The organism is Bradyrhizobium sp. 147 (genome assembly GCF_023073935.1).
Lineage (GTDB): Bacteria > Pseudomonadota > Alphaproteobacteria > Rhizobiales > Xanthobacteraceae > Bradyrhizobium.
Genome location: NZ_JADPKL010000077.1, coordinates 75,646 through 88,047, shown reverse-complemented (window position 1 = coordinate 88,047; position 12,402 = coordinate 75,646). Strand labels below are relative to the sequence as shown.

Below are 12,402 nucleotides of genomic sequence, written 5' to 3'. Positions count from 1 at the left end.
CCGCGAGACCCGCTCCATGAACGCCGCCTCCTACGTGATTCCGCTTCCGCCCCAGGCTTCGCTTCCCGTCGTCGGTGAGAGCGGCCGCTATCCGGTGCGCCGCATCTGGTGTGTCGGTCGCAATTATCTCGAGCACATCCGCGAGATGGGCAATGACGAGCGCGCCCCGCCGTTCTTCTTCGCCAAGCACGCCGACATGCTGGTGCCTGATGGCGCCACCATTGCCTATCCGCCCCTGACCAAGGATCTGCATCACGAGGTCGAGCTGGTCGTCGCGATGAAGAGCGGTGGGCTGAACATCCCTGCCGACAAGGCGCTCGACCACGTCTACGGCTACGCAGTCGGCATCGACCTCACCCGCCGCGACCTCCAGATCGCCTCGCGCAAGAAGGAGCGGCCGTGGGAGATCGGCAAGTCGTTCGACGGCTCCGCCCCGTGCTCCGCGATTCAGCCGGCATCGAAGATCGGCCACCCCGCCAAGGGCAAGATCTGGCTCACGGTCAACGGCAAGGAAGCGCAGAAGGGCGACCTCACCGAGTTGATCTGGAACGTGCCCGAAATCATCTGGCAGCTCTCGCAGCAGGTGAAGCTCGCCGCCGGCGACATCATCATGACGGGCACGCCGGCCGGCGTGTCGCAGCTCCAGGTAGGCGACAAGCTCGAATGCGGCGTCGACGGCATCGGCACGTTGAAGGTCGCGATCGGCCAGCCAGAATAGGCTGAGCTCAAATCAAGGAAAACGCAAAGCCCCGGACGTCGCGTCCGGGGCTTTTACGCGCTCAAGTTCGCCGCTCATGCGCGCCGGCCACGTTGATGTCCTTCCCGGTGTAATCGGTCATCATCGCGGTCGCGGCCAGCGTCACGACAGCGCAAATCGCGATGTAGATTGCGATCGCGGTCGCCGAGTGGAACGTGCCGAACAGCCAGGTTGCGATCAGCGGCGCCGGGCCGCCGGCAATCACGGATGCGAGTTGATAGCCAAGCGACGAGCCGCTGTAGCGCAGGCGTCCGGTAAAGCTCTCGGCGATCAAGGCGGCTTGCGGGCCGTACTGCATGTCGTGCGGAATCAGCGACAGGATGATCGCGAGGAAGATGATGGTTGCCGATCCGGTGTTGAGCATCGCGAAATAGACGAAGCCGAAGATGCCCGTCACGGCAGCGCCGATCATGTACATGTTCTTGCGGCCGATCTGATCGGAGATATGTCCGCACAGCGGGATCGAGACGAACGACAGCACCGAGGCCGAGAGCACCGCGGTCAGCAGGAAGTCGCGCGAGACATGCAAGGTGCCGATGCCATAGGAAAAGACGAAGGCTGTGAAGATGTAGAACGGCGCCTGCTCCGACATGCGCGCAAAGGCGGACAGCAGAATCTCCTTCGGATACTCCCGGATCACGGTCAGCATCGGCGTGCGGTCCACCTGACGTTCGGCCACGAGCTTTGAGAACACCGGCGTTTCGAGGATGCCGAGCCGGATATAAAGGCCGACGCCGACCAGGATGATGCTGAGCGCGAATGGAATGCGCCAGCCCCACGCCAGGAACTGATCGCCCGCCATCTGGCTGAACGCCAGCACGGCGAGATTAGCGAGGAACAGACCGCAGGGCACGCCGAATTGCGGCCATGACGCGATCAATCCTCGGGATCGGTCGCTGCGGGCCCATTCCATCGACATCAGCACCGAGCCGCCCCACTCGCCGCCAACGCCGACGCCCTGAATGAATCGCAGCACGGTCAGGATCACGGCGCCCCAGATGCCGATGCTCGCATAGGTCGGCACCACGGCCACCGCGGCGGTCGCCAGTCCCATCAAGAGCAGCGTCGCGATCAGCGTCGACTTGCGGCCGATGCGGTCGCCATAGTGACCAAAGATTGCCGCGCCGATCGGGCGCGCGATGAAGCCGACTGCGTAGATCGCAAACGCCTCCAGCGTGCCAACCCAGGGGTCGGACTGCGGAAAGAACAGCTTTGCGAAAACCAGACCGGTGACGGTGCTGTAGAGAAAGAAATCATACCATTCGATCGCGGTCCCTACCGTGGACGCGATCACCGCGCGACGAAGCTGGCGCTGATGCTCGGATGGAGTAAGTCGGGTGGCGTCAAGGCCGAGTGTTGCCATGGGAGCGTTTCCTCCGGACAGCCCCCCGGTTGCGTATTTTTCACCGGTTGTTCCTTGAGGAACAAACGAGATCAGGTTCCAAGGGTTCCGGCCGAGGTGGAACGAGAGTGTAAAACTTTAGTCGGCCAATAAAGCCGCGGCGCACGCTGCCGGATGGCTTTGGCGCTACCAAGCCTTCACGGGCCGATTGGCGTGGCTTGCCTGCGGCACACCGCGATTGAGCGACATGTGGGAATGCACGCACAGCCACGTTTCGCCATTCCTGGCAAACACCATCGTGGCCCGGCCGGGGCGTGGAAACGGGCTGCCATCGGGATGATAGCCCGTGCTTGCCCATGGCGCGATCACAGTCGCCATCGTGCCATCGGCGGATGCCAGGATCGAGGTCTGATCGAGCACGAAATGAAAATCGGTCGTCTTGGGCCAGACGTTATTCCACTGCGTCGAGACCCACTGATCAAGACCAGGGATGACGTCGTTATGCGTGCCGAAGGCAAGCACGTCCGGATGGAAGAGCGGCCGCGCCGAAGCGTAATCAACCTCCCGGACATAGCCGGCAAAACTTTCCAGCCAGTGGCGGAAGAACTGCACGATGTCCGTATTCGCGACCGGCAAGGGGCTCATCGCGACGCCCTGATCACCGCAGAGCCGACAGCACGATGAGGCCGAGGATCAGCGCGGTCAGCGAATATTTCAGCGCGTAGTAGACGTTGCGGTTCCATTCCTTGACCTTGCGGCTGGCGAGATGGATCTCGTAGAGCTTGCCGAACACCTTGTTGAGCACGCCGACATTCTCGCCGTCGACGTTCTGGGTCGCCGACGCCTTGACGATGTGGTGGCTGACCCAGCGGTTGATGGCGGTCATGAAGCCGAACTTCATCGGCCGCTCGACGTCGCAGAACAGGATAATGCGGTTGACGTCGGTCGCATTCTCCGCGCTGTGGATGAAGGTCTCGTCGAACATGAAGGCTTCGCCGTCGCGCCAGACGCATTCGACACCGTCGACCAGGATGCGGCACTTGTTCGAGTTCGGCGTGACGAGGCCGAGGTGATAGCGCAGCGAGCCCGCGAACGGATCGCGATGGGCGCCGAGCTTGCCGCCCGGCGGCAGCATCGCGAACATCGCGCCGTGCACGCTCGGGATCGAGTTGAGCAGCTCCACCGTCTTCGGGCAGAGCGTGCGCGCCGACGGCAGGAAATCGTCGTACCATTTCAGGTAGAACCGCTTCCAGCCGCTCTTGAAGAAAGAGTAGAAGCCCCAGTCGTTGTTGTTGGCGGCCGCGCGAATAAAACCTTCGTCGAACAGGCGCACCGCCTCGTCGCGGATGATCTCCCAGTTCTCGCTCAGCAGCTTCAGCTCGGGAAACTGATCGACCGAGATCACCGGCTTGTTGGGTACGGCCGAGCCGACATACATCAACACATTGTAGGGCGCGAGATAGGTCGAGTGGTCGCCGAGCTGGCGCGCGAAGCGCAGCCGCTGCTTGCCGCGGAAGTGGACGTAAATCGTCGAGACGACCAGCACATAAAGGATAACAAGTTGCGGCGCAAAAAGCTGTTTCAGCATATCCCCGTTCCCCAGTGACCCAGCCGGCGACGTCATCTATCCCGACCCGACCGGGGCGGCAAGATATTCACCGCTGGGTTGCACTCACACTGGCGCGAGCGGGAGCATGGAACCTGACGGAGACGCAGTCACGCCCGCGATAGCGCCTGGAGCCCTTTGAAGGTCAGGCGTTTGGGGTCGGTGACGCCGGCGAGATAGAGACGGCGGATGAAGGCGATGACGGCGTCGCGGTCGCAATCGGTCAGCGCGACGACGGCGTCGACCGCAATTCTCTGGGCTTCCATTGGGCTCACCTCGGCCTTGCGAGTAACCCCGGCCGAGACAGGCTAGGACTCAATCGGTTAAGCCGGCGTTAACCGTGCGGTCTGCGCCAGGCTCAACCCGGCGGCGATCGCGCCACCGCGCTCACCTCGAAAGGGACACCCGCCGCAGCACCGGCAGGGTCAGGAATATCGCATCACGCCGTCGTCGATCCGCCCGAAGCGCAGCGAGACGATGTCGAGTGCGTAGTTCTGATACAGCCGCCACGGCCGCTTCGAGCCTTGCTTCGGCATCCTGGCGATCGAGCGCTGCACATAACCCGAACTGAAGTCGAGCGACGGCTGGGCGCTGATCGTGGCATCGTCATTGTGCGGCATGCACTGACGGAAATTGTGCCGGTCCATGTAGTTGATGAGCCGGCAGACATATTCGCAGGTGAGATCGCATTTCAGCGTCCACGACGCGTTAGTGTAACCGAACGCCGAGGCCATGTTCGGCACGTCGGCATACATCATGCCCCTGTAAGTCAGCGTGTTGGCGAAATCGACGGCGCGGCCGTCGACGCTGATCTCGAGCCCGCCGACGACCTGGAGCACCAAGCCAGTCGCCGTCACGATGATGTCGGCTGCAAGTTCGCGGCCGTCCTTCAGGCGGATGCCATCGCGCGTGAAGGTATCGATCTCATTGGTGACGACCGAGGCGCGCTGCTCGCGGATCGCCTTGAACAAGTCGCCGTTCGGCACGAGGCACAGCCGCTGGTCCCAGGGATTGTAGCGCGGCGTGAAATGGGTCGCGACATCGTAGTCGGGCCCCAGCGCGTTTCTGACGCCCTTGAGGATGAGGTCCTTCACTTTGGCCGGCCGGCGCCGGCTGAGCTGGAAGAAAAACGTCCCCCACATCACATTGCGCCAGCGGATCAGGTGATAAGCGAGCCGCGCCGGCAAATTACGACGCAGCTTGTTGGCGAAGGCATCGTGCGCGGGACGCGACACCACATAGGTCGGCGAGCGCTGCAGCATGGTGACCTGCGCCGCCCTCTTGGCGAGCTCCGGCACCAGCGTCACCGCCGTCGCGCCCGAGCCTATCACGACGACGCGCTTGCCCGAATAGTCGATGTCCTCAGTCCATTTCTGCGGATGCACGATGCGGCCCTGAAAATCCGCCGTGCCATTGAACTCCGGGGTGTAGCCCGCTTCGTATTTGTAATAGCCCGAGCACATGAACAGGAAATTGCAGGTGAAGCGCACGAACTCGGTTGCGCCCTCGCCTGTTGTGCGCTCGGCCTCGACGGTCCAGCGCGCCTCCGGCGTCGACCACGATGCGCGCTTGACGCGATGACGGAAGCGGATGTGCTTCTCGATGCCGTTCTCGGCGGCCGTCTCGCGCACATAGTTCAGGATTTGCGGCCCGTCGGCGATCGCCTTGGGATCGGTTCACGGCTTGAACGAATAGCCGAGCGTGAACATGTCGCTGTCGGATCGGATGCCGGGATAGCGGAACAGGTCCCAGGTGCCGCCGATGCAGTCGCGTCCCTCCAGGATGACGTAGCTCTTCGTCGGGCACTTGGTCTGCAAATGATAGCCCGCGCCAATGCCGGACAGGCCGGCACCGACGATCAGCACGTCGAAATGTTCTTTGGCTTCGGCCACGGCGGTTCTCCCCGCTCAGAGGATGGCAGCGCCGCGGCAAATTGCAACCGTCAGGCCGCAGCAGCGGCCACGCAGGCGGTATCGAAGAACTCGTGGTACTCGACCGCCTTGCCGTCCTTGAAGCGCCAGAAATCGACCTTCGGCGTCTGCGCGACCTTTCCGGTCTTCTTGTTCGTCCATGCGCATTCGCCGCGCGCAACGACGGCATCGCCCTGCGCAACGTATTCGTTCATCGTGTAGTACTGCATGCTCCAGTCAGCAAGCAGGCCGTCGAAATAGCCGCGCAGCTCGGTCCGGTCGTCATAACGCCTGGCGAAAGGTACCGGCTCGGCTCCCCGGGGAATCGAATCGAACTTGATCTGCGGGCCGATGACGTTGTCGAACCAATAGTCGACGCTTTGGCCCTTGCTGTCGTTCCACTGGCGATAGGCTTCCTTCAAGAGCTGAACGTTGGCTTCGCTGGACATCGCATTTCCTCCATATGCATTTTGACAATGAACATCGGAAAAAAGGCCGCCCGCTGCAAAAAGTGGCGGACTTGTTGCGGCTCTACCTGCGAGCGTATCACAGAGGCGACCACAAAAAATAGGCCCCGGATCGCTCCGGGGCCCTGGTGTCGCAATCACGTCAGATCAGTACCGGTAGTGGTCCGACTTGTACGGTCCTTCCGGCTTCACGCCGATGTAGTCGGCCTGGTCCTTGCGCAGCTCGGTGAGCTTGACGCCGATCTTGGCGAGGTGCAGGCGCGCGACCTTCTCGTCGAGCGTCTTGGGCAGCACGTAGACCTTCTTCTCGTACTTGCCGTCCTTGTTGTTGGCGAACAGCTCGATCTGCGCCAGCGTCTGGTTGGTGAACGACGCCGACATCACGAAGGACGGATGGCCCATCGCATTGCCGAGGTTCACGAGGCGGCCCTCCGACAGCAGGATGATGCGGTGCTTGTCGGGGAATTCGATCTCGTCGACCTGCGGCTTGATGTTGGTCCATTTCAGGTTACGCAGCGACGCGATCTGGATCTCGTTGTCGAAGTGGCCGATGTTGCAGACGATGGCGCGATCCTTCATCGCGCGCATATGCTCGATGGTGATGATGTCCTTGTTGCCGGTGGCGGTGACGAAGATGTCGGCGCGGGGCGCGGCGTCTTCCATGGTCACGACCTCGTAGCCTTCCATCGCGGCCTGCAGCGCGCAGATCGGATCGACTTCGGAAACCATCACGCGGCAGCCGGCCTGGCGGAGCGAAGCGGCCGAGCCCTTGCCGACGTCGCCGAAGCCCGCAACCATGGCGACCTTGCCCGACAGCATCACGTCGGTGCCGCGACGGATGCCGTCGACCAGTGATTCACGGCAGCCATACAGGTTGTCGAACTTCGACTTGGTGACGCTGTCGTTGACGTTGATCGCCGGGAACAGCAGCGTGCCCTTGTTGGCCATCTCGTAGAGGCGATGCACGCCCGTCGTCGTCTCTTCCGAGACGCCCTTGATATTCTTGGCGATCTCGCCAAAGTAGCCCTTGGGCTTTTCCTTCAGCAGGCGCTTGACCAGCGCATAGAAGATCTCCTCTTCCTCCGAAGCAGGCTTGTCGAGGAAGGCGGTGTCGCCGTTCTCGGCGCGGACGCCGGCATGCACCAGCATGGTGGCGTCGCCGCCGTCATCGAGGATCATGTTGGGCGTGCCGCCGCCATGCCAGTCGAACAATTTTGCGGTGTAGTCCCAGTACTCGGTCAGCGTCTCGCCCTTGACGGCGAAGACGGGAATGCCGGCGGCCGCGATCGCGGCGGCGGCGTGGTCCTGGGTCGAATAGATGTTGCAGGAGACCCAGCGGATGTCGGCGCCGAGCGCGGCCAGCGTCTCGATCAGCACCGCGGTCTGGATCGTCATGTGCAAGGAGCCTGCGATGCGCGCGCCCTTGAGCGGCTGCTTCGGGCCGTACTCCTCGCGGGTGGCCATCAGGCCGGGCATCTCGGTCTCGGCGAGCGAGATTTCCTTGCGGCCGAAATCGGCCAGCGAAATGTCCTTGACGATGTAATCGGTGAAGCCGGGCTTCGCGTTCATTGCGGGTGTCCTGTTTGTTGAACTCGTCCTTCCGGGTCGCCCAAAGAGGCGGACCCGGCATCTCGATGTGATGGATAAGGTTCCCGGCTTCGCTCGCGTTGCGGGCGCGCCCAGGATGAGGCGTAAAACTAGAGCGCGCGCTTGAGCGGCTCGACGAGGTCGGTCTTCTCCCAGGAGAAGCCGCCCTCATTGTCGGGCGTGCGGCCGAAATGCCCGTAGGCCGAGGTGCGCGCGTAGATCGGGCGGTTGAGGTCGAGATGGCTGCGGATGCCGCGCGGCGTGAGATCCATCGCTTTAGCGACGGCCTTCTCGAGCTGGTCCTCCGATACCTTACCGGTGCCGTGGGTGTCGATGTAGATCGACAGCGGACGTGCCACGCCGATGGCATAGGCGAGCTGGAGCGTGCAGCGGTCGGCAAGACCGGCGGCAACGACGTTCTTGGCGACATAGCGCGCGGCATAGGCCGCGGAGCGGTCGACCTTGGTCGGATCCTTGCCGGAGAACGCGCCGCCGCCATGCGGGGCCGCGCCGCCATAGGTGTCGACGATGATCTTGCGGCCGGTCAGGCCGGAGTCGCCGTCGGGGCCGCCGATGTAGAACTTGCCGGTCGGGTTGATGTGCCAGATCGTCTTCGGCGTGATCCAGTCCTTCGGCAGCGCCTCGCGCACATAGGGCTCGACGATGTCGCGCACCTGCTTGGAGGTGAGATCCTCGACCAGATGCTGGTGCGACACCACGATCTCGCGCACGCCGACCGGCTTGCCGTTCTCGTATTGCACGGTGACCTGGCTCTTGGAATCCGGGCCCAGCACCTTCTCGCGGCCGGAGTGGCGCGCTTCGGAGATGAGGCGGAGGATCTTGTGGGCGTAGAAGATCGGCGCCGGCATCAGGTCGGGCGTCTCGTTGGTGGCGTAGCCGAACATGATGCCCTGGTCGCCCGCGCCTTCTTCCTTGACCTCGCCCGGCTGCAGCGCGTCGACGCCCTGCGCGATGTCGGCCGATTGCGGATGCAAGAGGATCTCGATGTCGCAGGTCTTCCAGTGGAAGCCGTCCTGCTCGTAGCCGATGTCCTTGATCGCGCCGCGGACGACGCTCTCGATCTGCTCGTTTGTCACCGACTTCGGACCGCGGGTCTCGCCGGCGATCACCACCTTGTTGGTGGTGGCCAGCGTCTCGCAGGCGGCGCGAATCTGCCAGGGGTCGATGCCCGCCTTCGGCCCTTCACGATAGAACAGGTCGACAATCTCATCGGAGATCCGGTCGCAGACCTTGTCCGGATGACCCTCGGACACGGACTCACTGGTGAAGAGATAGGACGCGCGCATCAGTAACCCCTTGTTCCGCCATTAGCCGGCGGGCGTTTGCGATGTTTACTTTTGATGATGTCAATCACGCCGACGCGAGATGACGTAGGATTCGTCGAGAAACCAGAGCCCATTGTACTTTCGCAGCACGTCCCTGGCGGCATCCAGAGTGCGGCCGTTTTGAGTCATTTCAGTCAACCGGTCGTCCTCAATCTGAGCGACATACACCGCCGCATTCCACGCTGCAAAGGCCGTCGAGGTGCCGATGGTGCCGGTGACCTCGTTGGGCAGCGCTTCCATATCATACCTGAAGATCGAACGGTTATCCGCGTAGGCATTAAAATTTAAGTCGCGGCCCACTGATCCAAGTTCATACTTCACTGCACGCAGTAGCTCATGACGGCTGACTGAGAAAGGATTTTCTCCAGGCCAGATCGCCTGGATCATTTCCATGCCCGGATCCTGGCCGTGGGAGTGAATTCCGATCAGCCGGCCGCCAGGCCGGAGCGCCCGCGCCAGCGGTGCAATGATCCGCTTGGCCCTGAAATTGACCGAGGACAGGGCCCGGTAGGGCTGAGATGCGATGACGAGGTCGAAATTGGCCTCGGCCTGTCCCGGCCGCGGGATGGTCGAATCCAACAGGAACCTATGGTCCTCGCGATAGAGCACGAGGACGACGGGTCGCTCATAGAGCGGCATAGCCGTGCGCGGGCTAATCGCAGCGCGCCAATTCTGCTCCAAAAATGGCCTCAGCTCCGCGATCTGCTGCTCGAACTCGCCCGATGAGGCGCCGCGGAGCGGCACTTCGTGCCAGACGGTGGCCGCCGCCGCCGCAGGCGATGCCGGCGTGAGCCAGGGCGCCTCGGCGTAGAACATGTTGGTGAAGACGAACACCGACGCCGGATGCTCGAAAATGCGGTCCGGCACCTTCTCCAGCGTCAGGCGCAGGTCCTCGAGGCTGAGCTCCTTGCCCGCGACATAGAACGGCATGTGCGGAAAGCGCTGGTGCGTTGCGCGCAGCACCCGCGCCAGCACCGTGCCGTCGCCGACGCCGGCGTCGAACAGGCGCAGCGCCGGCGGGCGCGGGTGGATGGAGCTTAGCTCCAGGGCAACCCTGTCCGCGATCACCCGCTTCTCGCTGCAGGTGTGGACGAACAGCAGGTATTTCTGGCGGTTCTCGAAGAAACGGAAATTGCCGCGCGGGTCGCGTTTTTCCGGTGGCACCTGAAGTCCCCGCGGCGGCGGCACGCCGCCGGCCATCGATGCGGCCATATAGGCCTGGATCCGCTCCAGCGTGTCGATGGTGATGCGCTTGCCCTCGCGCAGGCGGTGCACCAGCTTCCCATCGTTCACCGCGCGGCGGCCGAAGGTCGATTCTGCCATATCCGCCTTGCGGCAGAACTCGGTGATCTGGCTCAGGATTTCGTCGTTCTTCATCAGTGGGAAAGCGTTGGGCAGACGGGGTGGGTCACACACCCTAGCAAATTCTGCCCACTTGGGGAATAGCAGATCGAGCCGCCTCGGTTTGCCGTGTGCGCCAGGGCAAAAGCCGTGAGCCCCTGCGCCCGGCTGGACAACAAACAAGCGCTCCCTCTCTCACGAGACCATCGCCGTGCGCCCCTGCTCGTCGCGCTCTGCCTGCTCACACTTGCGCCGTGGTCCGTGCCCGCCTTGGGGCAGGCGCGCAATCAGCTCGGTCACTCTGCACGAGCGAGACGACGCCGGCAGACCAGATGGTCGACGCCGCACCAGGATCATCGCGCTGAAAGTGTTCAGGGCGAGACTTCTGGCGTACGGCCGCGTGAACAAGAAGGGCGACTAGGTCAAGTTCGTCGCCGACGCCACGGAAGCGATCGGCTCCAGCCGCCTGGCGGTCTACAGCTTGCGGGGATCGGCCTATTACGACAAAGGCAAGTACGAGATCGCGATCACGGATTTCGGGGACGCGCTGAAGCACGGCCCGCCCAGCGGCATCATCTTTCACAATCGCGGCAGGCAATGCCTGGCGCGGCAAGCGTGACTATGCCAAGGCCATTGCCGATTACGACAGGTCAATCAGGGTCGACCCGAAGTCGGCGTTCTCGTTCGGGCCGAGGTGGTCTCGATCACGAAGAACAAGCAGGTGCCGTCGTCGAATTCCTCGTCTGCTGGTCGAGGTCGACCTGGCGGCGAAGTGACGACGCGCTATCGCCCAACTCAGCTGTCATCGCCCGGCCTTGACCGGGCGATCCAGTATTGCAGAGATAGCCAGAGATACGGAGAAGCCGCGGCGTACTGAATTCCCCGCCTTCGGGGAATGACAGCGGAGCTAATGGGGTTACTGGCCCCACACTTCCTTGGCGATCTCGACCGCAAGGCTGAGCTTGGCCCATTGCTCTTCCTCGGAGAGGATGTTGCCCTCCTCGGTCGAGGCGAAGCCGCATTGCGGCGACAGCGCGAGCTGCTCCAGCGGGGCGAACTTGGCGGCTTCTTCCAGGCGGCGCTTGATGTCGTCCTTCTTCTCGAGCTCGCCGAACTTCGAGGTGATGACACCGACCACGACGACCTTGTTGCCCTTGGGCAGGAAGCGCAGCGGCTCGAAGCCGCCGGCGCGGTCACTGTCGTATTCGAGGAAATAGCCGTCGTAATTGGTACCAGCGAGCATGGTCTCGGCAACCGGCTCGTAGCCGCCCGAAGAGATCCAGGTCGAGCGGAAATTGCCGCGGCAGACATGCGTCGTCACCACCATGTCGGCGGGCTTCTCGGCCAGCGCGTAGTTGATGATGCGAGCATAGATCTGCTGGAGGCCGTCCGGATTGTCGCCGCGCTCGCGCGCCTTCTGCAACTCGTCCTGCGAGCAGAGATAGGCCCAGACGGTATCGTCGAACTGGAGATAGCGGCAGCCGGCGTCGTAGAACGCCTTCACCGCCTTGCGGTAGGTCTTGCCGAGGTCCTCGTAGAAGGCGTCGAGATCGGGATAGACCTCCTTGGAGATCGACTTGCGGCCGCCGCGGAAATGCAGCACTGCCGGCGACGGGATCGTCATCTTGGCGGTGACGTGGGCCTGGTCGGCATACTTCTTCAGGAAGCGGAAATGATCCAGCATCGGGTGGTTGTCGGGGAAGTCGAGCCTGCCGACCACACGAACCGCATCATGGCGCGTCTCCACGCCCGCAAACTGGATGCCGGTGTCGGGGTGGAACAGTTCGCAGCCGGTGAGCTTGGCCAGGAAGTCGAAATGCCACCAGGAGCGGCGGAATTCGCCGTCGGTCGCGAGCTTGAGCCCGATCGAAGCCTGCTTGTGCACGACCTTCTCGATCTCCATGTCCTCGATCTTGCGCAGATCGTCGGCCGAGATCTCGCCCTTCTCGAGACGGCTGCGCGCTTCCTTGATCTTGGCCGGACGCAGAAGGCTGCCGACCTCGTCGGCGCGGAAGGGGGCTTTGGTTCGCTGCATTTGTTACTCCC

At 62.9% G+C, this 12,402-nt stretch carries 10 protein-coding genes and 2 pseudogenes; 2 read left to right on the top strand and 10 right to left on the bottom strand.

Annotation, left to right across the window (positions count from 1 at the left end; genetic code table 11):
* Positions 1-16 precede the first annotated feature (16 nt).
* On the top strand, positions 17-718 hold the full coding sequence (locus tag IVA87_RS17155) for a fumarylacetoacetate hydrolase family protein (protein WP_247334352.1): 702 nt from the start codon (positions 17-19) through the stop codon (positions 716-718).
* Between the two features lie 61 nt (positions 719-779).
* Here the strand turns inward: IVA87_RS17155 and IVA87_RS17150 are convergent, their stop codons facing one another.
* The 9 genes and pseudogenes from IVA87_RS17150 to IVA87_RS17110 form a co-directional block, all read right to left on the bottom strand.
* The gene (locus tag IVA87_RS17150) at positions 780-2,120 is read right to left on the bottom strand and encodes an MFS transporter (RefSeq protein ID WP_247334351.1); all 1,341 of its coding nucleotides are present in this window, start codon (positions 2,118-2,120) and stop codon (positions 780-782) included.
* A gap of 165 nt (positions 2,121-2,285) precedes the next feature.
* Positions 2,286-2,744: a nuclear transport factor 2 family protein gene (locus IVA87_RS17145; RefSeq protein WP_247334350.1), complete on the bottom strand. Its 459-nt coding sequence runs from the start codon at positions 2,742-2,744 to the stop codon at positions 2,286-2,288.
* A 13-nt stretch (positions 2,745-2,757) separates the two neighbouring features.
* On the bottom strand, positions 2,758-3,687 hold the full coding sequence (locus IVA87_RS17140) for an aspartyl/asparaginyl beta-hydroxylase domain-containing protein (RefSeq protein ID WP_247334349.1): 930 nt from the start codon (positions 3,685-3,687) through the stop codon (positions 2,758-2,760).
* Positions 3,688-3,815: 128 nt separating this feature from the next.
* Positions 3,816-3,971 (bottom strand): hypothetical protein, encoded by a 156-nt coding sequence (locus IVA87_RS17135; RefSeq protein ID WP_007612486.1) that lies wholly within the window; start codon positions 3,969-3,971, stop codon positions 3,816-3,818.
* A gap of 159 nt (positions 3,972-4,130) precedes the next feature.
* Positions 4,131-5,597 (bottom strand): annotated as a pseudogene (locus IVA87_RS17130) (NAD(P)/FAD-dependent oxidoreductase).
* A 50-nt stretch (positions 5,598-5,647) separates the two neighbouring features.
* Entirely contained in the window at positions 5,648-6,064 is a 417-nt protein-coding gene (locus tag IVA87_RS17125) for a nuclear transport factor 2 family protein (protein ID WP_247334348.1), read from the bottom strand.
* A 165-nt stretch (positions 6,065-6,229) separates the two neighbouring features.
* The gene (gene ahcY, locus IVA87_RS17120; RefSeq protein WP_247278753.1) at positions 6,230-7,651 is read right to left on the bottom strand and encodes an adenosylhomocysteinase; all 1,422 of its coding nucleotides are present in this window, start codon (positions 7,649-7,651) and stop codon (positions 6,230-6,232) included.
* A gap of 128 nt (positions 7,652-7,779) precedes the next feature.
* The gene (metK, locus tag IVA87_RS17115; RefSeq protein WP_247278754.1) at positions 7,780-8,976 is read right to left on the bottom strand and encodes a methionine adenosyltransferase; all 1,197 of its coding nucleotides are present in this window, start codon (positions 8,974-8,976) and stop codon (positions 7,780-7,782) included.
* A 60-nt stretch (positions 8,977-9,036) separates the two neighbouring features.
* On the bottom strand, positions 9,037-10,392 hold the full coding sequence (locus tag IVA87_RS17110) for a hypothetical protein (RefSeq protein ID WP_247278755.1): 1,356 nt from the start codon (positions 10,390-10,392) through the stop codon (positions 9,037-9,039).
* 183 nt (positions 10,393-10,575) lie between these two features.
* On the opposite strand from IVA87_RS17110, the pseudogene IVA87_RS17105 reads away from it, so the two are divergent.
* A pseudogene (locus tag IVA87_RS17105) lies at positions 10,576-11,042 on the top strand (tetratricopeptide repeat protein); the annotation flags it as partial.
* 230 nt (positions 11,043-11,272) lie between these two features.
* On the opposite strand, the gene IVA87_RS17100 reads toward IVA87_RS17105, so the two are convergent.
* Positions 11,273-12,391 (bottom strand): cobalamin-independent methionine synthase II family protein, encoded by a 1,119-nt coding sequence (locus IVA87_RS17100; RefSeq protein ID WP_247334347.1) that lies wholly within the window; start codon positions 12,389-12,391, stop codon positions 11,273-11,275.
* Positions 12,392-12,402: the final 11 nt, after the last annotated feature.